Annotated in this window: 18 protein-coding genes; 7 read left to right on the forward strand and 11 right to left on the reverse strand. The window is 38.8% G+C overall.

The window, feature by feature from the left end:
• Nucleotides 1-3: 3 nt before the first annotated feature.
• The 5 genes from QWY86_RS19080 to QWY86_RS19100 all read right to left on the reverse strand — a co-directional run bounded on the left by QWY86_RS19080 (nucleotide 4) and on the right by QWY86_RS19100 (nucleotide 4,871).
• Nucleotides 4-684, reverse strand: coding sequence for an SOS response-associated peptidase (locus QWY86_RS19080; protein ID WP_290244472.1), 681 nt, complete (start codon nucleotides 682-684; stop codon nucleotides 4-6).
• Between the two features lie 28 nt (nucleotides 685-712).
• On the reverse strand, nucleotides 713-1,957 hold the full coding sequence (locus QWY86_RS19085; RefSeq protein ID WP_290244473.1) for a Y-family DNA polymerase: 1,245 nt from the start codon (nucleotides 1,955-1,957) through the stop codon (nucleotides 713-715).
• Nucleotides 1,941-2,369: a S24 family peptidase gene (locus tag QWY86_RS19090; protein ID WP_290244474.1), complete on the reverse strand. Its 429-nt coding sequence runs from the start codon at nucleotides 2,367-2,369 to the stop codon at nucleotides 1,941-1,943. Before QWY86_RS19090 ends, QWY86_RS19085 begins: the two co-directional genes overlap by 17 nt.
• Before the next feature lie 566 nt (nucleotides 2,370-2,935).
• Nucleotides 2,936-3,325, reverse strand: a complete 390-nt coding sequence (locus QWY86_RS19095; RefSeq protein ID WP_290244475.1) for a response regulator — start codon at nucleotides 3,323-3,325, stop codon at nucleotides 2,936-2,938.
• Nucleotides 3,315-4,871: a PAS domain-containing protein gene (locus tag QWY86_RS19100; RefSeq protein WP_290244477.1), complete on the reverse strand. Its 1,557-nt coding sequence runs from the start codon at nucleotides 4,869-4,871 to the stop codon at nucleotides 3,315-3,317. Before QWY86_RS19100 ends, QWY86_RS19095 begins: the two co-directional genes overlap by 11 nt.
• Before the next feature lie 198 nt (nucleotides 4,872-5,069).
• On the opposite strand from QWY86_RS19100, the gene QWY86_RS19105 reads away from it, so the two are divergent.
• The gene (locus QWY86_RS19105) at nucleotides 5,070-5,339 is read left to right on the forward strand and encodes a hypothetical protein (RefSeq protein ID WP_290244479.1); all 270 of its coding nucleotides are present in this window, start codon (nucleotides 5,070-5,072) and stop codon (nucleotides 5,337-5,339) included.
• Nucleotides 5,340-5,682: 343 nt separating this feature from the next.
• Here the strand turns inward: QWY86_RS19105 and QWY86_RS19110 are convergent, their stop codons facing one another.
• Entirely contained in the window at nucleotides 5,683-6,459 is a 777-nt protein-coding gene (locus tag QWY86_RS19110; RefSeq protein WP_290244480.1) for a DUF72 domain-containing protein, read from the reverse strand.
• Nucleotides 6,460-6,627: 168 nt separating this feature from the next.
• On the opposite strand from QWY86_RS19110, the gene QWY86_RS19115 reads away from it, so the two are divergent.
• Complete coding sequence (locus tag QWY86_RS19115; protein ID WP_290244481.1) at nucleotides 6,628-7,134, forward strand: tetratricopeptide repeat protein; 507 nt, start codon at nucleotides 6,628-6,630, stop codon at nucleotides 7,132-7,134.
• Nucleotides 7,135-7,590: 456 nt separating this feature from the next.
• On the opposite strand, the gene QWY86_RS19120 is transcribed toward QWY86_RS19115, so the two are convergent.
• Complete coding sequence (locus QWY86_RS19120; protein ID WP_290244482.1) at nucleotides 7,591-8,748, reverse strand: zinc-dependent alcohol dehydrogenase; 1,158 nt, start codon at nucleotides 8,746-8,748, stop codon at nucleotides 7,591-7,593.
• Nucleotides 8,749-9,009: 261 nt separating this feature from the next.
• Between QWY86_RS19120 and QWY86_RS19125 the strand changes: the two genes are divergently transcribed.
• Nucleotides 9,010-9,447: a DUF1810 domain-containing protein gene (locus tag QWY86_RS19125; protein WP_290244484.1), complete on the forward strand. Its 438-nt coding sequence runs from the start codon at nucleotides 9,010-9,012 to the stop codon at nucleotides 9,445-9,447.
• 379 nt (nucleotides 9,448-9,826) lie between these two features.
• Here the strand turns inward: QWY86_RS19125 and QWY86_RS19130 are convergent, their stop codons facing one another.
• The 3 genes from QWY86_RS19130 to QWY86_RS19140 all read right to left on the reverse strand — a co-directional run bounded on the left by QWY86_RS19130 (nucleotide 9,827) and on the right by QWY86_RS19140 (nucleotide 12,896).
• Complete coding sequence (locus QWY86_RS19130; protein WP_290244487.1) at nucleotides 9,827-11,227, reverse strand: MFS transporter; 1,401 nt, start codon at nucleotides 11,225-11,227, stop codon at nucleotides 9,827-9,829.
• 131 nt (nucleotides 11,228-11,358) lie between these two features.
• Nucleotides 11,359-11,892 carry a PRC-barrel domain-containing protein gene (locus QWY86_RS19135; RefSeq protein WP_290244489.1) on the reverse strand — a complete coding sequence of 178 codons (534 nt, stop codon included), beginning with the start codon at nucleotides 11,890-11,892 and terminating at the stop codon, nucleotides 11,359-11,361.
• A 212-nt stretch (nucleotides 11,893-12,104) separates the two neighbouring features.
• On the reverse strand, nucleotides 12,105-12,896 hold the full coding sequence (locus QWY86_RS19140) for a TspO-related membrane protein (RefSeq protein ID WP_290244490.1): 792 nt from the start codon (nucleotides 12,894-12,896) through the stop codon (nucleotides 12,105-12,107).
• A gap of 272 nt (nucleotides 12,897-13,168) precedes the next feature.
• On the opposite strand from QWY86_RS19140, the gene QWY86_RS19145 reads away from it, so the two are divergent.
• The 3 genes from QWY86_RS19145 (at nucleotide 13,169) to treY (ending at nucleotide 20,287) form a co-directional block, all read left to right on the forward strand.
• Nucleotides 13,169-14,296, forward strand: a complete 1,128-nt coding sequence (locus QWY86_RS19145; protein ID WP_290244491.1) for an AI-2E family transporter — start codon at nucleotides 13,169-13,171, stop codon at nucleotides 14,294-14,296.
• A 69-nt stretch (nucleotides 14,297-14,365) separates the two neighbouring features.
• Complete coding sequence (gene treZ / locus QWY86_RS19150; RefSeq protein ID WP_290244492.1) at nucleotides 14,366-16,222, forward strand: malto-oligosyltrehalose trehalohydrolase; 1,857 nt, start codon at nucleotides 14,366-14,368, stop codon at nucleotides 16,220-16,222.
• Entirely contained in the window at nucleotides 16,223-20,287 is a 4,065-nt protein-coding gene (gene treY / locus QWY86_RS19155) for a malto-oligosyltrehalose synthase (protein ID WP_290244493.1), read from the forward strand.
• A gap of 417 nt (nucleotides 20,288-20,704) precedes the next feature.
• On the opposite strand, the gene QWY86_RS19160 is transcribed toward treY, so the two are convergent.
• Nucleotides 20,705-21,307 (reverse strand): hypothetical protein, encoded by a 603-nt coding sequence (locus tag QWY86_RS19160; protein WP_290244495.1) that lies wholly within the window; start codon nucleotides 21,305-21,307, stop codon nucleotides 20,705-20,707.
• A 662-nt stretch (nucleotides 21,308-21,969) separates the two neighbouring features.
• Between QWY86_RS19160 and QWY86_RS19165 the strand changes: the two genes are divergently transcribed.
• Complete coding sequence (locus QWY86_RS19165; protein ID WP_290244497.1) at nucleotides 21,970-22,404, forward strand: EamA family transporter; 435 nt, start codon at nucleotides 21,970-21,972, stop codon at nucleotides 22,402-22,404.
• The last annotated feature ends 277 nt before the right edge of the window (nucleotides 22,405-22,681 follow it).

Genomic DNA, 22,681 nt, shown 5'->3' on the forward strand with positions numbered 1-22,681 from the left:
ATATTAATTAAATAAGGTTAAGTCAGGTCCGGATGGTTTGTTATTATCATCATCCTTATTCCGGGCATTATTTAATTTCGCATCCACTTGCCAGCCTTTCAAAATATAATTATCTACCGGATGCAATACCTTTAAACGCTCCGATGCAGGTAATTCCCGGTCAAGCCAAATGGCACTCTCGGCTTCTGAAAGCAAACAAGGCATACGATTGTGGATTTTTGACATATAGCTATTGGCTGGTTGCATAATCATGGTACAAGATGGAATTACGATGCCTGTTTTAGGATCTTTCCAACTGTCCCAAAAACCCGCAAGCAACATAATCCGCTTATCCATTCTTTCGAAAAAATAAGGTTGTTTATCCTTACTGTTCCTATCCCACTCGTAAAAACCCTCAACAACAAAAACACAGTGACGTTTACCCACCAGGCTTTTATAAGTTGGTAAACTTTGCATGGTTTCTATCCTGCAATAAGTGGTAGAGAATTTGGGAATTTCTCTTGAATTTGACGGAATTAGGCCCCACTTTATATAATGTAATTTACCTGGCCTTGCATCCAATATAATGGGCATATCAGTACCCGGCGGACGATTTGTATCTTTCTCTTTTGCTTCGCCTCCCAGTATAACGCCGGCCTTTGCAGCCATCGCCTTACTTTCTCCAATTAATGTTCTGCCACACATAATCTTTCCTTAAATTGAATTTATTAATCTATTTCACCTTGATAATATCTGCCCAACGGGTTGTGTAACCTTTGGATAAATACTCATGTTTTAAACGCCACTTTTTTTCATACCCCTCTGTTGCCATTCGAATCGTTCCACGTCCATAGGCAAGGTTTAGCTTATCTAATGTTTCAGAAACCTTATCTTTCTTTCCGCCATCATGATTACTAAATATGTTAAGCTGCAATTCTGATTCGGGTACTAATCCTGTGGCAATAACACCTGCCTTACGGTACTTAACGCCATATTTGAACAATTTCTCTGAAACCGTTACAGCAATTTTCACCAAATCTGACGTGTTGTTACTTGCAATTAAAAGCTTATGGGTATGTGTAGGAAAATGTTGCGGATGGTCTTCACGATTTTTATTGGTATATAAGAAAACCTGCAAATATAAACAGCGTAAGTTTTCTGCCCTAAGTTTTTCAGCAAGTCTGGAAGCATATAGCGTAACGGCTTCGGCAAGTATACCAGGGTCTTCAATGTAATTGCGAAAGGAACGACTCACTGTAATACCTTTTTTAGTTTCCCTAACTGCATCAATCGGAATGGACGATCTGCCCCATAACTCATTCCACATCCTTTGCCCCATAATCGTCATGTTTTGCTTAAACCACATTTCAGGCATTTCCCGTAATTGCCCAACTGTCTCTATTTTTAGTTCCTCAAACTTTTTATAATATTGCCTCCCAACACCCCATAAATCATGCACCGGAAATTTGGCTATGGCTTCTGTTATCTTTTCATCTGTATCTAAAACCATCACGCCGCCGTTTTTCTTGGCAAGCTTATTAGCCAGTTTAGCCAGTGTTTTGCTTGGCGCAACACCAATGGAAACCGGAATGCCTGAATTTTGAACCACAGACTGTCTGATCTTTGGTATATAATTAACCAAATCTTTAACACCACCCAGCCAGCCAAAGGCTTCATCTATACTGTAAACATCCAAACGTGGAAACCACCGACTTAAGTTATGCATAACCCTCTCGCTCATATCTCCATACAGCACATAATTACTGGAAAACACCTGTATGTTGAATTTTTTAATCAGGTCGCGTACCAAAAATTCAGGGTCGCCCATTTTTATGCCACAAGCCTTTGCTTCTTCACTTCGAGCAATTACACAACCATCATTATTGCTCAACACTACAATTGGCAAATCATTCAATTCGGGCCGGAAAAGCCTTTCGGCTGATGCATAAAAGTTATTACAATCACAAAGCGCAAACATCCCGATACCTCCCTTGCTTTAATGCGCTAGGCAAAACACCTCTACATACAGCAGTTATTACTCCCCAAATCAGTGCATCATTTTCTGGAAATGTTTTCAAAACATCCAACCCATTTTGTAAGCCAATGATACCCTGATTATCTATGTAAATTCGACAGGTATAAGCACCTGATATAAATGCCACAACCATTGCCCCGTGTACAGCATGAAGTGATTTATCAACGATAAGCAAGTCACCATCTTGCAGACCATATGCATTCATGGCATCACCCTCCATTTTAAAGTAAAAGGTTACATGCGGATCTACCACCAATTTTTCGACAATGTCCAAGCGGCCTTCTAAATAATCAGCCGCCGGGGATTGAAACCCCGAAATCTTTTGCTCTGCTCTTTTCTCAAACGACCTAATCATATTGCTGTATTATAAAAGTACAACAAAAATATACTAAATATTTTAGTATAATAAATATAAAACTAAATTTATTAGAAAAAAAGACAACTGTAAAGAATAAATAATATGTACTTTGCTAATATTGATTAATGTTTAAGATCATTAAAAGAAGTAATCATTATTTATAAAATAATTATTGAGCGCTATGCTAATAAAATATTAAAAATCGTTCATAAAATTATGAACGCTTAACAATTATAACAGATTGATGTCACCTGGATATACCAAACGGAAAAAGAAGCATCTGTCCTATTTAGCATAACGTTAATTGCATTAGTGCAAAGATTTAGATATTAAGCCGAATGATTTACTGGATTTGAACAGCTTATACAAGAAAATAATCTAGCTATTCAAAATGTTAAGCGCTACACATTTTAAATAAATACTAAAGTAGATTTCTAATCTGCAAAATAATGACCTTTTAGATAAGCTACATGCTACCCTTCACTGTAGCTAAGTCATTATTCAAACATAAATGTAGTACCATGGCAGTACCAAATACAAGTTATAATAATTAGCTGAAGCCTTTAAGCACTTAACTGTTCCTGATTTTTTGCTTCAAGATAAAGATTAATTAAATTCGTTAATACATTGATATCAAATGGCTTGGCTAGATAGGCAGTTGCACCAGCTGCCATCGCTATCTGTTCCCCATCTCGGCTAGCTGAAATGGCAATAACCGGCAAATTTTCGGTTTCCGGATTTGAGCGAATCATTCCCAATATCTGGTCACCTGATATAACTGGCATCCACAAATCGAGAATTATCAAATTTGGCTTTTCCTTTTTAATAAGCTGTTGCATGTTCAAACTGTTCAATTCAGTTATTACCTCAAACGGTGAATCATCCAGCATTACTTCGAGCAAATCTATAATTCCCTCATCATCGTCGCATATTAGTATTTTTTTATTGCTCATTTTTTGCCTTTCCGTTTTGTGGCAGCGTAAAACTAAATGTAGAACCTTTGCCTTTTTCACTTTCAACCCATAGCGTGCCGCCATGATTTTTAATTATCTGATCGCAGATATATAAACCTATACCCATACCTGGAAAACGTTTTTGAAGTTCGCCACCTCTGAAAAAACGGTCAAATACTTTCTTCTGATCTGCGGGACTGATGCCCACACCAAAATCACGTACCGAAAACTTTACATATTCACTTAGTTTCGCGATGTGAACCTCTACCTTTTTAACCTCTGGAGCATACTTGATAGCATTGGAAAGCAAATTATTGATAACCTGAATAATATGAGATTCATCACCCATAATTGTTGTTCCAGTTTTTCCGGTTACAACAATCTCATGTTCAATGGAAGTTGCCCTAATACCCTCAATGGCTTCATGAACAAGTTTATCAAAATCTATACTCGCCTTGTGCAACTCAATATTACCTGTTTGGATTCTGGATACATCCAGCAACTCTGAGATCAGGTTATTTAAGCGATCTACATAGGTAGCCACCTTATCCAATGTACTGTTATATTTTTCAGATGCACCTGGAGGTGTGGTTTTCTGTAATACCTGTAAAAACCCCTTAATGGTTGTAAGCGGTGTTTTTAGTTCATGGCTGGCAATAGACAAAAAATCATCCTTACGACGCTCAATTTCTTTTCTTTCAGTAATATCTTCAATCGCCAATAGAATTTGATCCTTAAATTGACCTTCCAATTCTACCCGATAAGCATTTAGTAACATGGTTTTCTTGCCGATATATGGGAAATCATGCTCTACCTGAAAATCAATTACAGGGTTGTTGGTTGGAAGGATTTTTACCAGAAGTTCCCTTAATAATGGAATGTCCCATTGATGATTTCCTAATTCATAGAGTTCTTTTCCTAAGGTATCTTCGGCACTTACCTTAAAAGTGCGTAGAAAATGGTCGTTGGCACTTAATACATTAAATTTCGGATCTAATACTAATAACCCTTCTCTTACCGTATGGATAATACTGGACAGGAAGGCCTCACTGGTGCGAAGCTCTGCAGTACGCTCTTCAATTTTGCGTTCAATAAGTTGTTTTTGCTGGCGCAAATCATGCTCCGCCTTTTTTCTGGCCGTTACATCGTTTTGTACTCCAATGAAATGGGTTACTTCGCCTAATTTGTTTTTAACGGGCGACATGTAAAGTTCGTTCCAAAAAAGCTCACCATTTTTGCGGTAATTCCGAATATCGACCTGACATGCCGATCCATTAATTACCGCATCACGTAGTATTTGCCGTTCCGGCTGTCCGCGATCGTCTGCTTGCAGAAAGCGGCAATTGTGCCCAATGATATCGGAACGGTCATAACCACTGATGTTTTCAAAGGCTCGATTACAGTAAACAATTGGATTATCGGGCTGGGTATGATCTGTAATGATTATCCCAGAAATTGAAGCATCTAATGCCTGAGTAAGCAGTTCAAAATTTTCAGTAAGAGTTTCGCCTGAAAGGCTGAATTTTCCGTTAGTAAAAGTATTCAAACGTATTATCTATAATTTAATTAATTCATCATTAACAATGAATAGCTAAAATAGTTTTTAAATTAAAAAATAAAAACAGAAAGAAATAATAATTATTTAAAGAGATTCTATCGGGCAGAATTTTTATTAATCGTATTTCATACACCTTTGGTTAAAACTTTTGTTTGTGCTTAATGTTAAATCATTAAAAAAGAAATTATGTCACAAATGGAAATTGGTAATCAGGATAAAGATCGCAGTGAAATAGATGCAAAAGAAAAACTTGCTCAAATAGCTCTTGGCAACACAACTTTAAAGGATGGTGCAAAAGAAAATCAACCGGAAGTCAGCATGCCCAAAACTTCGGGAACAGGCACTAATTCCCCTTCTTCGACACCAAACTCGCTGATTATTCACGAGAATAAAAGCGGGGATGATAGGTATGAAGAAGGTAGAAACGATGTTACTGAGAAAACAAAAGAAGATTAATCCAGTCTGGAATTAGTCCTTTCATCATAAAGCATGAATTACAATAAATAATTCAAATTGAAAGAATATCTACACCTCTCAAATAAGAACTCAGGACATATAAAGGTTCTAGCTGCATTCTAATAAACCGGCAATTCAGGTCCTGGTAAATTCGCAAGCAATCAGCTAAGTATTATTTATAATCTTCTTTTCAAGTTTTAGTTATTACCACTAAATTCTGAATTTCTTGAACGTTATCCTTCGGTCGAAACTAACCGAGAACTTTCTGTAGAGCTTTTCTGATAGCTATGGAATGCTAAGCAGCGGCCCTAATATTAGACTTTAAAATTAATGAAGGGTTGACTTATACAATTTCAGCCTGCATGAAGCCCCATACATATCGGTTTAATGTATTTAGATTTCCATAAGCATCACTCATAGTGTTATTAAAGTACACATAAACCTGCTTATTATCTTTTAACCATGCTGCGATATAAGTGGCATATTCCGACAATACATCATCGCTGTAACTGCCCCGGTAATTACCATTGGGTCCATGAAACCTGAGGTATCTGAAATCATTCTGAACAACATCGAAAGCACTTGGCACCATCGCTTTATCATGAATAACCATTCCGAATTTATGCGTCCTTAACCGTTTATATATTTCTTCTGTATATAATGAAGCATGTCTAAATTCGAAAGCGATTTTCCAGGCATCATTACTATTATGCTTAGAGAGGCACTCTAAAAGCCCGAAAATAGATGCATTATTCCCAGATTTAATGCTCTGTGGAAATTGCACCAGAATGCAACCTTTTTTATCACTAATGGAATCGACGGCTTCGAAAAACCTGACTACATCATCATCTCTGAACGCTAAATTAGGCGCATGGGTAATCCCCTTAAAAAGTTTAAAGGTAAACCTGAAATTCTGCGGCACTTCTTCACGCCATCGCTCTAAAGTCGAACCTTGCGGAATTTTATAAAATGAGCTGTTTATCTCAATACTATTCTTGAGTGAAGAATAATAGCAGAGTCGCGTTTTTTCTCGGTAAGCCTTAGGATAATAAGACTTATTGGGTACAGGTAGAAGAAGGCCACTTGTGCCTGAAAAATAGTTTTTTACTTCGTATTCCATATTGGTGGTAACAATAAAAAATAACAAATTGTTATATCTCCAGATTATCGCATGGCATTGAATCGCCCAAAGCTGAAAACCGCTTAACCATGCCCAGGTTTTATTTTATGACAAACCTTTAACTGCTGATAACGTTTATTAGAAAAATTCAAAAAACAAACCGAGACCATGGCAACCCGCAAGCAGATTAATGAACACAAACTTTTCAAGGAGGCAAAGGCACTTGAATCGACCAAGGATTTAAACGATCTGCCACGGGTTGCAAGTTTTTATGAAAAACTGATTAAATTAAATCCACTGCACATTGATGCAAATAATAGGCTAATGGTCGTTTACAGAAAACTGGGTGAAAGCACAAAAGAAGTCAAAATAATAAAGAGCGCAATCAAATCTTATCAGGATAATATTGATAAAGACAGGAATGAATGGATTAAGGAAAATAAGGCCAAAGCAGCAGCCAGTTCCAAGTTAGCTGAAACAATGGGGCTCATTGATATTAAGGGTAAGCCAGTTTACGAAAACGAAATACTCTCCGGCTGGAAGAATCGCTTAATGTTGCTTCAGTCGCGTATCAGCAAAAGCAAAGCAACCAAAGCTAAACTTGAGGGAAAAAAGAAAGCGAAGAAAGCCAGAAAAATGATTGTGACGGTAGCCTCAAAACATCAACGAACTTAGTGTTCAGATGCGCTGCAATACTGCCCAAAGACAGAGATAAATGCCAATGTATAATACCATTGAATAACTTATTTTACATAGCAATTTTGGTAAACATTTCTTAATAATCAATTAATAATAACCCTAACTGCGCTTTAATTTTTTATATAATCTATCCCATGATTTAGAAAAATGGTTCAGGATTCAAATCTTTAGGTCTTAAGTGAAACTTACTTCAGTCTGCAGCATATTAGTTAGCACCACCATCATGAATATAATTTGTATAACAAATCATCAGCATCCACTTGTAAATAGAACCCGTAAAATGGATGTTAATTTAGTGAGCTCTTTTCCCTCATAACTGATGTAATCCATCAAAAGTCCACTAGGTGAATTTTTGATGGATTACAAATCTATGCCGCATATATGCAATCAATATCTTTTAGGTGACTTACTTTGAGTGCAATAACTTAAGCGCTAAGGTTTTAAAATTACTTTAACACAGTCTTCTTCCTTCTCATTAAAGATTTTGTAACCATGCGCAGCTTCTTCCAATGGCAAGGTATGAGTAATAATATCATCTAGTATTACCTTGCCATCGTTTACCAAATCAATAAGCTTGTCAACATAATTTAAAACTGGCGCCTGCCCCTGCTTAATTGTAATGCCTTTATCAAAAATCCTGAATAAGGGGAAATTATCATAGGGTGAACCGTAAACGCCGACAATTGAAACTGTACCCATACGACGTACAGCCTCAAAGCACATGTCGAGTACCTTCATGGAACCTTTTTCAAAATTTATAGTGGCCTTAACCTTGTCCATAAAACTTCTTTCTGGTTCAAAACCTACGGCATCTACACATACATCAGCCCCTCTTCCGCCAGTCATTGCCCGAATAGCTTCTACAACATCCACCTTGTTCGGGTTTAATACATCTACGTTATTAACGGCCTTTGCTTTTTCTAAACGGTAATCCAAAGGATCAATGGCAATTACCCTGCTGGCACCATTGAGCCAGGCAGCTTTCTGGGCCATCAAGCCTACCGGTCCGCACCCAAATATTGCAACAACTTCTCCTCCCTTAAGCTGCGCCCAATCAATAGCCGACCAACCGGTTGGGAAAATATCGGTAAGAAATAAGGCTTGTTCATCTGACAGGTTCTCAGTAATTACCCTTGGGCTGATATCTGCATAGGGCACCCTAACATATTGTGCTTGTCCGCCACTATATCCTCCATATAAATCGGTATATCCAAAGAGTGCCCCTCCTTTCTGGCTTGCTAAGTCGCCATTAGGACCATAATTCTTATAATTAGACTCTTCGCAAGCCGGACTTGCTTCGTGTGTGCAGAAAAAGCATTTGCCGCATGAAATTGGAAAGGGTACCACGACCCTATCGCCTCGCTTTAGATTGGTAATTGCAGCGCCTACTTCCTCTACGATGCCCATAAATTCGTGTCCCATCACCAAAGGATCTTTTTGTGGAACGGCGCCGCTAAGAATATGTAAATCAGAACCACAAATCGCTGTTGAGGTAACCTTCAAAATGACATCTCTAGGGTCAAGGATTTTCGGATCAGGTACTGTATCTACCTGAATATCTCCAGGCTTGTGAAAAACTGCTGCTTTCATAATCTATATAATTTAAGTTTAATGAGTCAATTCCTAGACTCTATTTAATAACAGTAAAATATCAGATTTGATAAAGAAAAGATGAAATACAGTATTAATGCCCTAATTGTTCTTTTGATACGTATAAATTGCTATAATGAAATGAATATAAGATGTTCTCGAAAACTATTCCGCATTCCCTATTTAGCAAAATATACATTTAAATGAGCGCATGTTTAAGATTTAATTACATATTGCAAGTATTTAGAATTTATCAGCAATATGAATAATGATGATGTTTACAGGTTTGTGTTAGCACAAAATGAAACCTACACCCAGGCACTTGAAGAATTGAAGAATGGTAAGAAAGAGAGCCACTGGATGTGGTATGTATTTCCGCAGCTTAAGGGAATCGGAAATAGTGAAAACGCACAATTCTACGGAATCAGAGATATCGATGAGGCAGAGACCTTTATGAGACATCCGATACTTGGCAAGCACCTGATAGAAATTTCCGAAACCGTATTGAATATAAACAACCGCTCAGCTCTCCAGATTTTTGGAAATCCTGATTATTTAAAACTTCATTCCTGCATGAGCTTATTTGCTCAATTAAATGATGGTACAAAAGTCTTTCAGGCAGTTATCGATAAATACTTCAATGGCATACCAGATGAGGTTACCATAAATATCCTGAAAAACAACAGAGCTAAACTTTGATGTCAATATCATTTTGCAAACTTTGATTTCCAGGAAGAGATTTCTTCACTTCGGTGAGTGTAACATTTAGTTTCATTGCATAAGCCTGCACATCCTCCATACGATGAAGGCGGTACTTCCTGATTTCAGCCTAAATTTCTTCATATGTGACAACCTTTTTATCCAATGCAGATTTGATGAATTACCATTAGATAAAGCCCTTGAAATTGGCTTGATACTTATCGCACTCCATTTTTCTGTTAAGTGGAAGGCTATAAATAGGAGGAGATAACTTAAAGCTTTCCATCCCACTTTGTACGGTCAAGATCCGGATCCATCAAGCAATGGAATTGCTTAAAAGCAGCTGTCAAGGTATTGGAAAAAGTCCATCGAATAATCGCTAGCTCATGTTTTTACCATCCTTTACATGCAGCCGACGGAAAATCAATCCTGAAAGTATGGTCAAACTGCCTATAACCAGGAATGTATAACTGAAAGCCTGATGGACATCATTATTGATTGTTTTAGCATCTCCCTGGAAAATCTTGAGCACGATCAATCCAAAAGCAACTCCGAACCCGATTGCAAGTTGTTGGTTTACCGACACCAGTGAATTTCCACTGCTGGTATGGTATAGTCGCAAATCTGCAATTGAGATGGTGTTCATGGCCGTAAATTGGATGGAGTTGAAGAATCCTAGTAATGCGATGACAGGCAGATAATAAAAGAGCGACTCCCGCATGAAAGTCAACCCCATGATACAAATCAGTATGCCAATAATAAAAGTATTAACCATCAAGGTAGCCCGGTATCCAAATTTCCCCAAAATTTTAATTACTTTTGATTTGCCAAACATGGCAGTTAAAGCCATAGGTGCAACCATCCATCCGGAAACGACTGCGGACTGATTATATGCAATTTGTACTAACATGGGCAAAAGTAATGGTATTGAACTAATGCCGAGTCTGGTCACTAGATTCCCTAAAATACCAACCCTGAAAGTCCTCACTTTGAATAAGTTTAGGGGAAATATAGGATTGTTATCTTTCTTTGCATGTTTGTAATAAAAAAACATAAGCATAAAACCGGTTAGTAATGCGAACAGTGCAGGGGTTACATACACCTCACTCCCAAATAATTCCAGCGCTATAGACAGCGCCAGAGAAGCAGATGCAAATATCAGAAAACCTCGCAAATCGAAATCAATAACCGCGGAACGATAATCAGGCATATAATTAATACTCAATATTATACCAAGTATGCTCATTGGTATATTGATGAGGAAAATCCAGTGCCAGCTAAAATAATCAACCATATAACCACCAACCAGTGGCCCCAGTACCGGACCTATCAGTGCAGGGATAATTGCAAAATTCATGGCTTTTAATAAATCCTTACGGGCAAACGTGCGTATGAGCGCCAACTTTCCTACCGGGGTCATGAGGCTTCCGCCAACGCCTTGAAGCATTCTGGCCAATACGAGTTGCGTAAGGTTGGTAGAAAGTGAGCAAAAAAGCGAACCCAGACCAAAGATAATTAAAGCACATATGAAAACCTTCTTGGTACCAAACTTATCTGCCAGAAATCCGCTGATTGGCATGAACACGGCGAGTGTAAGCACATAGCCAATAATTGCATTCTGCATGTTTAAAGGGGATTCTTTCAAATCTGCAGCAATCGCTGTCAAGGAAGTATTGAGAATTGTAGAATCCAGCATCTGCATGAAAATAGATGTTGCAAGAATAACTGGGAGCATCCTTTTTGTGGAAGCGGAATTCGTATCGGGTTCTGCGCTATTCATTTATTTTTCAAAAAGACTGACCTACGCAAATTAAACTAAAATCGGTATTTTAAACATACTATCTGAGGCAGAAAGAAATAAAAGTTTAAAAGGTGTTCAGCAAGAAAGAGTATTTATACTTATATCTGAAATTATCCGGGGCTTTCTGATGAATCTGGTGGTAATCTGAATGTGCTGCCAGAATGAGATCGGATATCACGAGCTACATTTCCTCTATCAAAGTGGTGATGTTTATAAAAATCACTGCGATCCAGTTCTGTGATATCTTCTTCAAGTCTTAGTGCTACCGGACTGCCTATAATGGAGCGTATATGGTCTTCCATATCATGTGTAACCTCACCACTTATGTATATTGGCATGGCCGAAAACTGCTCCTTGTGTATATCCGGCAGCACAACTGCATCAGTATTCTCTGAGAGATTAGCCAGACCAATCGGCAAAATAACTGTCTTTTCCGAACCTGTAATTTCAGTTAATAATTCAATAACGAGGTACCTGATGGTGTTGTTTATTGTATCAAACAGCAAGTCTTGAACCCTACCTATAGTATGCTCACTCTCATTAACTACTTGCCATCCAGTGATGTCAGTTCCGCCATTGGTTAAGATATAATCGGATTTGGAAAGCGCTTCAAGATTGCTGTAATGTATCGGTGTGGTATTCATATTTCAATGTTTTTTTTACCATTTAAAGGCATAAACAGAAAACAACGCACAACAAAAATGGTTTGCTTTAAGTTCATAACGGTATAATACTGATAGAATAATAAAATTGGCTGATAATATCAGACTATAACAAAAAAATAAATACTGAATACCTGCTAATTGAAACTACATAAAGCCATCTTAATATGCTTCATTAAATTTTATATTGCCAGCTACATATTATGAATAGATTTTGACTTGTTTTTAAGGCCATGTAAAATAATACAAACCAAGATTACACTCATAATCGTATAGCAGGCATATGTGACAATTTCCCCACCATCATTATTTTTATTAGATACCGAAATACCAAACAATGCCCAAACGCCAACGGCAGCAAATTCCCGTAAGTTTCGGGTGTAAATCATAAAAACATTAACCATCCCCGCTACACAAACCATTACGATTGCCCAGGTTAATGATGAAAGGCCCAATCCATTCCAGCCTACCTTAGTTAAATAAGCGGAAACATTCGCTATAAGCGCAACGCTAACCCAGCCAGAATATAAAGCAAATGGCCAGAATACAAATAAGTAGTGTTTTAAAGGATGTGCATCAAGCTCCATTCGGGTATTGATAACAATTTTTAGTAGGGAGAATAGCAAAACCGTCATGATTAATACTGAAACACCTGTATAATCTGATAACCAGGCGACCACCCATAATGAATTCGCAAGGCAAGAAACAACGAACCACCAACCTACTTTTGTCAGTATGCCTTCTTTAAATTTATCATTTACAGGATTAGTGGATGTGAAAATCACAAAACCAAAAAGGCCAAGGTAAATAAGTCCCCAAATTGAAAAAGTAAACCCTGCCGGAGTGAAGTGATTGAAATAACGGTCGGAAATGGTCTTCATCGTTTCCCCATTCAGAAAACCGGCATTTGACAGGTAGTTAACTGCAATTGTTAAGATTAGGGCAAGCCCATTTACAATTGGGAATAATCTTTTAGGGTTGTTCATTTTTAGGAGCTGTTTGAAATCTACTTTTAATATAATGCCGAACAACACTAAATTGAGATTGTTTGTTTGAAATATAAAACCCAGCTACTATATGATCCAAATGTAGTCTTCGTAATATGTGTATTTTCGGGATCTAACTTCTCATTTACGAGTGCGCCTAGTCATTCCATAAAAACTTTAGCCAATTGTTCTTAAATATGCTTAACTAAATACATGTTGCCAATTAAAATAAAATTTAGAAACATTTCCTTACAAAGTGGGTTAGCTATGGTATGAACCTTAAATCTACTTCAAATATTTACCGTACCGTTACTTCAATTGTCCTGTATACCGCAGGCCTGATCATCCTCCTTTGGTTTTTGTTCAAAATTCTGAGCGTTGTACTGCTGGGCCTGTTTGCAATGGTGCTGGGGTTAATCATAAATGCCCCGGTCAGCAAATTAGAAAAGAAAGGAATGAAGCGATGGCTGGCCAGCCTGATCGTGTTCGCAATAATATTTGGGGTTTGCGCTCTACTTGGCTGGATGGTTGTTCCGCACTTAAGCGATCAGCTTGATGTATTAATCGGCAACTTACCTAAATACTATTCCAGCGTAATGGGTTATCTACAAACCCTGCTCAAAAAATTCCCTGAACTAAGTCGGGAAGTTAACCAAGGTGGAATTTCAGTTTCTTCTGCGATGCCTTCCATCGGAAGCACAGTGCTTGGGATCGGGAATTTTTCCTTTTCGGTATTGGGCGGTATTTTTGTATTTATTGTTTTCCTCTGTATGGTGGTTTTTTTTGTCGGCAATCCCCGTCCGATAATTGGATTGTACCTAACCGTTTTTCCACCAGAACAGCGTTCAAAAGCAGAACATGCATTAAAACATACTTCAGTCATGTTGGTCGGCTGGATGAAATCAAACCTGATTGGTGGTGCACTGGAAGCGATTGTGGTTTATGGTTTTCTTACCTTGATGAATGTGCCAGGTGCCTTGGTTTGGGCTGCACTCGCTTTCTTCTCCGAACTAATTCCTAAAATAGGTTTTTATATAATGGCTATCCCGCCAACACTTGTTGCCTTGTCGGTTAGTCCGGCCACAGCATTTTGGTGTTTAATATTTTTTTTAGTGCTTAATGAACTGGTTTCCGACTTTTTGATGCCTAAACTGCGATCGTCAACCATGAACATCCATCCGGTTTCCTCGTTATTTCTGCTTTTGGCAATGGGTACAGCCTTCGGACTTACCGGTGCACTGCTCGCTACCCCACTGGCAGCAATTATAAAGGCCTACTATGAGGAATTTTACCTAAGCCAGTTTGATAAGGATGAATCTGTTGAAGAACGTACTGATGAGATTTTATATAATGAACTGAGGATTGTGACCGCCGAAGGGCATCAGACACGGGCTGATTAATCAAATTTTGCTGAGAAATCAAGAATAGAAATGTTAGATCAGCATTTTGCTTTCCCAAAACATTAACCCATGGAAATCAACATACAACAAAGAACAATCGGACTGAATTTTTGCAACGACGGGCAGGCAACCATATGGGTCTGGGCACCAAGGGCTTCGGGTGTCAGCCTTCATATTACTGCCAATGCATTAACCTTGCCTCTAAATAAGCAGGAAATGGGCTACTGGTTTCTTCGTACCGAAGAAATTCGTGATGGCGATGATTACCAGATTTTACTAACGGACGCCAAAGCTGAAGAAAAATCAGCCGAGCGTTTAACTAAAGTTTATCCAGACCCTGCATCTTTGTATCAACCAAATGGCGTACATGGTCCTTCACGTGCTATCGACCTGAACGCATTTGCGTCGGACTCTTCTCTCTGGAAGGGAATCGTTCTTGAAGATTACATTATATACGAGCTACATACCGGAACTTTTACGGAAAAGGGAGATTTTAATGGAATCGAAGAAAAATTAGATCACCTCGTTGATTTGGGCATTACAGCCATTGAAATTATGCCTGTGGCACAGTTTCCCGGCAACAGGAACTGGGGGTATGATGGTGTATGCGCCTTTGCCGTGCAAAACTCATATGGCGGACCTCATGCTTTAAAAGCCCTGGTGGATAGTTGCCATGAAAAAGGGTTGGCGGTAATTCTAGATGTGGTGTTCAATCATTTCGGACCTGAAGGCAATTATGCAGAATCGTTTGGCCCTTATGCAACAGATAAATACAAAACCCCATGGGGTGAGGCGATGAATTTTGATGACGCGTGGAGCGATGGCGTACGGAATTTTTTCATTGAAAATGCGTTGATGTGGTTACGTGATTTCCGCATCGACGCATTACGTCTTGATGCAGTACATGCCATCAAGGATTTTGGAAGCAAGCATATCCTTAGCGAACTAAGGCAATGGGTTTCCCAACTTTCTGACTATACCGGGCAGACATATTATTTACTTGCCGAACTAGATCTGAATGACAACCGCTACCTTAATCCAGCAGATAAGGGTGGCTATGAATTGGATGCACAATGGTCAGATGAGTTCCATCATGCCCTTCGCGTAAGTGCAGGCCAGGCTCCCCTTGGTTATTATGCTGATTTTAATGGTATTGCAGACCTTGCCAAAGCCTTCAATGATGCCTATGTTTACACAGGTGCTTACTCTGAACACCGGAAAAAAAAATTCGGGGCACCTGCCGATAACCCTGGAAAGCAGTTTATCGTTTTTTCGCAGAACCATGATCAGATCGGTAACCGGATGCTTGGCGAACGCAGTAGTCAGCTAATAAGTTACGAACTTTCGAAGGTATTGGCCGGGGCAGTATGTTGTTCACCTTTCCTGCCTTTGCTGTTTATGGGCGAAGAATGGGCCTCAGTTTCACCTTTCCAGTATTTTATCAGTCACACAGATGCAAAACTCACTGATAGCGTGCGTAAAGGCAGGCAAAATGAATTTGCAGCTTTTCATGCTATTGATAATGTTCCAGACCCTGCAGCTTCGGAAACATTTGAGCGCTCAAAACTGGACTGGGAAAATGTGAGCCAAGCCAAACATCAGAAAATGCTGAATTACTACAAAGCCATAATCAGTTTAAGAAAATCTTCCCCTGCATTGCAATCGGGCAGGCAAAATACTCGGGCAATAGCCTATTCTGAGCATAATTTACTGGTGCTTCACCGGGAAACCGAAAGCCAGCAGGTTATTTGCATATTTAATTTTTCAGACAAAGTTGCAGATTTAATACCGGCAGGCGATCTATCCGATTACAGGCTCGCCCTGAATTCAGCTTCCACCAGCTATGGCGGCCCTGATACAATATCCGGCACACCCGAAATCCCTGGGTTTATCCAATCCGAATCCTTACTAATTTTTATAAAATAAATGATCATACCCAGCTCCACCTACCGCATACAATTTCACAAGGAATTTAATTTTGCTGATTTTGAGCAAATTCTACCCTATTTAAAAAATCTTGGTGTTGATACCATTTATGCTGCCCCGATTTTTAGAGCAAAGACCGGCTCAACGCATGGCTATGATGTCACTTCCCCTTTGGAAATTAATCCTGAAATTGGCACAGAAAAACAACTCTTTGAACTTTCCGCAAAGCTAAAGGAACTAGGAATAAAATGGATTCAGGATATTGTGCCCAATCATATGTCATTCGATTCTGACAACGAGTGGCTGATGGATGTATTAAAGTTTGGGAAAAAAAGTGCCTACGCAAGCTATTTTGATATTGATTTTAGCAGTACAGCCGGACGATTGATGGTGCCCTTCTTAGGTGAATCAATCGAAGAAGCGATCGAAAACAAAACCCTGCAAATTAAAGGTAAGCAGGGAGATTTTTTTATTCATTATGGAGAAGACCGTTGGCCTGTAAATGATGTCACGTCTAAATACCTCGCTAAATCAAAGTTACCAGATATCAATGAATCTGCCGAAGAGCTTCTAAAAATTACTGAACAACAATTTTATCGGCTTTGCCACTGGCAGGAAACAGAAGATAGAATTAATTATCGCCGATTCTTCACGGTTAACGCACTTATATGCACAAACATACACATAGCCGAAGTTTTCGAACATTACCATCAATACATCTTTAGCTTATGTGAAAAAGGAATATTCCAGGGACTAAGGATTGACCATATTGATGGTTTATATGATATTGAAGCATATTTGAAACAGTTGAGAATACGTGTTGGAGCAGAAATTTTCCTGGTGGTAGAAAAGATTCTGGAACCTGGGGAAGAACTGCCGGAAAGTTGGCCGGTAGCAGGAACGACTGGCTATGATTTCCTATCGCAGGTTAACAACGTACTAACCAACAAAGCGGCCGAGCATCAGTTTGATGAAACCTATTTGAGCTTCACCAGAAAAAAGCAAATACCGGAGGATATGCTTCCAGAAAAAAAACGTGCCATCCTTTCTGACCAGATGCAGGGCGAACTTGATAACTTGTGCCGCCTGTTTTATGAACTTAAACTTGATGAAGAATTATCTCTAGACGAATCAATGCTAAAAAGTGCAATCGCAGAATTTTTAATTGCAATGCCGGTTTATCGGTTTTACGATTACAATTTCCCATTGCAAGGCGAAAGTCTTGAACAGCTCAATAAAATAATTAATGGGTTACATAAAAATCTTAACAAAAGACAATCAGCCAGCTTATTGGAAAAAATATTTGTTAAAATTCCATCTCAATCCGGTCAGGACTACTGTAAATCGATTAGTAAGTTCTACCAGCGATGCATGCAATTTAGTGGTCCGTTAATGGCTAAAGGTGTAGAGGATACGCTGATGTTTACCTATAATCGATTCACTGCGCACAATGAAGTAGGTGATTCTTTGCTAAACTTTGGCACTGATATACAAGATTTCCACTTACAAATGCAGAAACGCGGACGACAATGGCCTCATAGCTTAAATGCCAGCTCTACCCATGATACCAAACGGGGGGAAGATTTTAGGGCAAGACTTAATGTATTGGCTGATATTCCCGCAGCGTGGAGCAAATTTGTTTTCGAATTAAAAAGTGTGATAGAAGATGACCAGTTACAATTTCCATCCTTTAAGGAGATCCATCTTAATGATCTTTATCTTTTGTTACAAACACTCATTGGCATCATGCCCTTTGATGGAGAGGTGGATGAAAATTTTAAAAGTAGAATTGATGCATTCATTGATAAGGCGCTTCGCGAAGGCAAAAGACGTTCAGACTGGGCATCGCCTGATGAGGATTATGAGAAACAATTAAAGGCCATAAGCAGGGCAATCCTTGCAAATGGAAGTAAAAGTTTCAACTTGATGCGGGACTTTGTCTCCAAAATCAAAGACTTTGCTATAATTAATAGTTTAGCACAGACCGTGCTGAAGTGTTGCGCTCCAGGTATACCCGATTTTTATCAGGGTAGCGAACACTGGGATTTATCCCTTGTAGACCCTGACAATCGCCGGCCTGTGGATTTCAAATCGCTTCGGACAGTTCTAAAATCCCTCGGAAAAAATCCGCCATTGTCAAACCTGTGGCCGAAGCGGCAAAATGGAAACATCAAAACCCATCTCACTAAGATTCTTTTAAACCTTCGAAAAACGCATCATGAACTTTTCAGTAAGGGCCAATACATTCCTTTAAAGACTACCGGAAAATATGCCAATCATTTATTAGCTTTCGCAAGGCAAAGAAACGAGCAATGGATAGTTATAGTTTTGTCCCTTGGACTTGCAAAAATTATCCCTTCAGGTGTTTTGGTTGAAGATTTTGATTGGGCGGATAGTCAGATCATATTACCCGATGGGGCGCCATTTGGCTGGAAAGATTTACTCAATAAAACGCAGGGACACAAAGATATTTTAAATGATGGAATTTTAGCCTCGCAGCTGTTTAAGGATTTTCCGATAGCACTATTGGAAATGCAGCCCGCAAAACCTGTCCGTAAAGCCGGTATCCTCATGCACATTAGTTCATTAAGTACTGACTTTGGCATTGGAGATTTAGGCCATAACGCCAGAGCATTTGCTGATTTTCTTGTCCAGGCTAAACAGCGCTACTGGCAGATACTACCATTAAATCCGACGAAATCCGCAAATGGCCATTCCCCCTATTCAAGTGCTTCGGCTATGGCCGGTAATACTTTGCTTATTGATCCATTAGCGCTTCTGGAAGGAGGATTAATTAACCAATCTGACCTTGAAGAGGCCCGCTTGCCCAAAGGGAGTTATGTCGATTTTGAACAAGTCGAGGCGAAGAAATGCGCTTTACTCAGTAAAGCTTTTAAAGTTTTTAAGCGGTCTGTGAATGTCTTACTGAATGATGCTTTTGAAAAATTTAAGGATACAGAACGGAAATGGCTGGATGATTATGCCTTATATGCGGCAATAAAAAATCACCAGAATGGAAAGGAATGGTACCACTGGCCAGATGATTTTAAATATCGCAAAACGCCAGCCTTAAATAAATTTAAAACAAAATATGCCCGTGAAATTGAAGAAATATGCTGGCAGCAATTTATTTTTTTCAGGCAATGGCATGCATTAAAAGATTACTGCAATTCAAAGGGTATTGGATTTATCGGTGACCTACCTTTTTATGTGGACATGGATTCTGTTGAAGTTTGGACGATGCCTGAATATTTTTTGCTTGATAAAACATTGAGGGCAATTAAGGTCGCTGGCGTGCCTCCCGATTATTTTAACAGTTCCGGACAGTTATGGGGCATGCCCATCTTCAATTGGGCAGTTATGAAAAAAGACAACTATCGTTGGTGGGTAGACCGTCTAAAGCAAAACTTAAAGCTTTATGACAGCCTCAGATTAGATCATTTTAGGGCATTTGCCTATTACTGGCAGGTGCCAGCTAACGCAACAAACGCAATAAGTGGAGAATGGAAGAAAGGACCGGGTGTGACGTTTTTCAAGCTATTGGAAAAAGAATTTCCAACCCTTCCTTTTATTGCTGAGGATTTGGGCGAGCATGCACCTGAAGTAGAAGCGCTTATGGAAGCATTTAATCTGCCTGGCATGAGGGTGCTCCAGTTTGCCTTTGGTGAAGAACTTCCCGTATCCATCCACGCACCACATAATTATCCGACTAATACCGCCGTTTATACAGGTACCCATGACAATAATACCCTTAGAGGGTGGTTTCGCTCTGAAGCCGATGCGCATATGAAAAAGCGGCTGAACAGGTATTTTGATCAAAATGTCAGCGAAGAAAATTTGCAGGCACTAATGCTCCGGATGTGTTACAGCTCCGTCGCTGCTCTGGCGATCTTGCCCGTTCAGGATATTTTATTTCTTGATGAATCGGCCAGAATGAATGTCCCCGGTAAAGAAAAGGGCAATTGGGATTGGCGGTTGAAACCAGATGTATTGGACAAGGAGTTGGCTGCCAAACTTGCTAATGAATGTGAGTGCTATGGGCGGGCAGCCACAAATACCACGTAACCGCCTGAACAACATCCTTAGGTGGTTTTTGCCTTATTCGTAATTGAACTTGGCGCAAATAATTTCCTTCGAAGCATAACACCAATTGAAATAGCTACTAATTTAGGCCTGTTTCTTAGTTAGGTAAAATCCAAAATCCTGAATGTGATGATATCGTTGCTTGTATTCGTTTACCTATCCGAGCCGCCAGATATAAAGAATTTGAACACTTGCAATTTTTTTCTCAGATTGCCGTAAAAGATTATTGAAAACTAGTTGATAACTTTTTAGAACTTATTACGAGCGAAAGTTTAATAAAAATATTTTATGGTGTAAATACTATTAAAGCAGGTTATGTAAGGGCTGCTGAAAACATCTGGCCAGAACTCAACAATATTTTAATTGAGATAAACCGAAAGTAAGACTTAGAATTTTAAATTAAGGATTCAATAGACCATCCATAAGAGTTTTCCATTGAGGTTGAGAAAAACCGAGTTTTGCCGCTGTTCCTACGAGTAAATTTCTAGCTATATCGAAAATTCCCAAACCTTCTTTATTAGTCATTTCATTTCTTGCAAATTCGTTGGCTGTCACAACTAAATCTTTACGGCTGACTATGAATGTGGAAGTGGCTTCCTTACGCAGAAAATGTGCTATTGATGGGGATAATGAATTCGGCATTGCTGATGGGCGTACACGGATGGCGGTCCATTCCTCTTGCGAACTTTTTCCACTCTGCACCAATTCAACCTTTACCCAATCGTAACCATTTCCTACATTGGTTCCTGGTCCAGGAATGTCGATCCTGATATAATCTCCTTCCATTACAATTCGGTCCATTTCCTTTCCATCACTATTAAATAACTGAAAAGCTGATGGTCTGCTGTAATTTCCCCATTCATTCACATTTAATAATCTTCCGACACTTTGCTTGTATAATAAAATGGCTTTTGTCTCATCGCTTACTTCTCTGCTCGACTCTACGGATAAACAACTGCCGCTGATTTGAACTGGTACCAATGCAGGATTTTCAGCTTTCATAATATTTAGTATATATATAGATAACCCAACTTTATCAGCTTAGTTTTAACAGACGAAATTTAATGCCAGTGATAGTTCAAAAACCAAACGTGTTTTAGCACTTTAGTTAAAAGAATTTAAAATAAACGAAACCTTTTTAATTAAATTTTCGCAACCAAAATCATTGCACGGAGAGCTGATATTGATAATCGGAAATATCCTGAATCTTAAAAAGTTGGGAAAAGGGAATTAGGTGTTTGATTTGTGAACCATTCCATCAATATAAATAAGGCAATGTCTAGGATTTGCCACTGACTTGCTGTTACTGTAATTTCTTATTCGGTTAAAATCCGGGGGCGGTTACTTTGTGAATTTGATTTAGTTGATATAAAGAAAATTTAAACCTGATTCTATAGAAATTAGTTTTGAGAATCTCGTCTTTATTTACGTTGTGTAACGCATCCGGATCTAACTCACAGTATAGTATTCGCAAATCGCATGTCGGTGCTCAACTTTTTTTGAGTGAAACGGTTAAAGCTGATTTGAAATTCCAGAAAACTTTTGAGCGTAGCACGATGTTGATGTGCTATGAGAAAACATAATTACGTTAAACAATTCATGGTCATCTACAAAATTGATTCTGTCATTAGGTTAACCCATCTTAGTCTTAATGCTCTTTGCTTATGTGGATAGTATGGGCTCTACTAGCAGCAATATCTGCTGCACTCGTTGTCGTTTTGACAAAGGCCGGATTAAAAAATGTGGATTCGAGCCTCGCATTTGCTATTCAGTCCGTTTTGATTTTGGCAATTACCTGGATGATTGTGCTCATTCAGGGAAATTTCAGTGACTGGAGAACCATTGAGAAAAATGCATGGGTATTTTTAATTGCAGCAGGCATATTTACTACCCTCTCTACCTTATTCTCTTATAAGGCGCTGTCTTCTGGGCCGGCTTCTTATGTGGTTAGTATCGAAAGATTGTCGCTGGTTGTAGCAATAGTGCTGTCGGTAATTTTCCTTAAAGAAAAACTTACCTGGCAACTTGTTGTTGGCGGATTGGTCATGGTTGCTGGAGCAGTCTTGATTGCACTCTCGGATGAGGGCGGCAAAACTTAAGATTGTAATTTAAAAACAGAAGAGAACATATGAAAACCTATAAATTTTGGAAGGATGAGTATGAAAAATAAATCAAAGCAATTAGAAAATTATTGCAAAGGAAAAATTACTGCTAAATACCTTGTCAGCAGAACTAAGCGGCAGACTAACCAAACCTTCTTTCGAAAAAAAAACTTGACGCAACTAAGTATTTGAGTCGCCGCTTTTTCCGAGAATATTTTACGAGCTAGTCGGCAAAACATTTTTAAAAAAGTAGAATTTTCAATAGTTTACTGTG

The organism is Pedobacter aquatilis (genome assembly GCF_030409415.1).
Taxonomy (GTDB): Bacteria; Bacteroidota; Bacteroidia; order Sphingobacteriales; family Sphingobacteriaceae; genus Pedobacter; species Pedobacter aquatilis.

Coding starts and splice junctions, on each gene's coding strand:
- QWY86_RS19080 (WP_290244472.1), bottom strand. CDS start 684: ATGTGTGGCAGAACATTAATTGGAGAAAGTAAGGCGATGGCTGCAAAG.
- QWY86_RS19085 (WP_290244473.1), bottom strand. CDS start 1,957: ATGTTTGCGCTTTGTGATTGTAATAACTTTTATGCATCAGCCGAAAGG.
- QWY86_RS19090 (WP_290244474.1), bottom strand. CDS start 2,369: ATGATTAGGTCGTTTGAGAAAAGAGCAGAGCAAAAGATTTCGGGGTTT.
- QWY86_RS19095 (WP_290244475.1), bottom strand. CDS start 3,325: ATGAGCAATAAAAAAATACTAATATGCGACGATGATGAGGGAATTATA.
- QWY86_RS19105 (WP_290244479.1), top strand. CDS start 5,070: ATGTCACAAATGGAAATTGGTAATCAGGATAAAGATCGCAGTGAAATA.
- QWY86_RS19110 (WP_290244480.1), bottom strand. CDS start 6,459: ATGGAATACGAAGTAAAAAACTATTTTTCAGGCACAAGTGGCCTTCTT.
- QWY86_RS19115 (WP_290244481.1), top strand. CDS start 6,628: ATGGCAACCCGCAAGCAGATTAATGAACACAAACTTTTCAAGGAGGCA.
- QWY86_RS19120 (WP_290244482.1), bottom strand. CDS start 8,748: ATGAAAGCAGCAGTTTTTCACAAGCCTGGAGATATTCAGGTAGATACA.
- QWY86_RS19125 (WP_290244484.1), top strand. CDS start 9,010: ATGAATAATGATGATGTTTACAGGTTTGTGTTAGCACAAAATGAAACC.
- QWY86_RS19130 (WP_290244487.1), bottom strand. CDS start 11,227: ATGAATAGCGCAGAACCCGATACGAATTCCGCTTCCACAAAAAGGATG.
- QWY86_RS19135 (WP_290244489.1), bottom strand. CDS start 11,892: ATGAATACCACACCGATACATTACAGCAATCTTGAAGCGCTTTCCAAA.
- QWY86_RS19140 (WP_290244490.1), bottom strand. CDS start 12,896: ATGAACAACCCTAAAAGATTATTCCCAATTGTAAATGGGCTTGCCCTA.
- QWY86_RS19145 (WP_290244491.1), top strand. CDS start 13,169: ATGAACCTTAAATCTACTTCAAATATTTACCGTACCGTTACTTCAATT.
- treZ (WP_290244492.1), top strand. CDS start 14,366: ATGGAAATCAACATACAACAAAGAACAATCGGACTGAATTTTTGCAAC.
- treY (WP_290244493.1), top strand. CDS start 16,223: ATGATCATACCCAGCTCCACCTACCGCATACAATTTCACAAGGAATTT.
- QWY86_RS19160 (WP_290244495.1), bottom strand. CDS start 21,307: ATGAAAGCTGAAAATCCTGCATTGGTACCAGTTCAAATCAGCGGCAGT.
- QWY86_RS19165 (WP_290244497.1), top strand. CDS start 21,970: ATGTGGATAGTATGGGCTCTACTAGCAGCAATATCTGCTGCACTCGTT.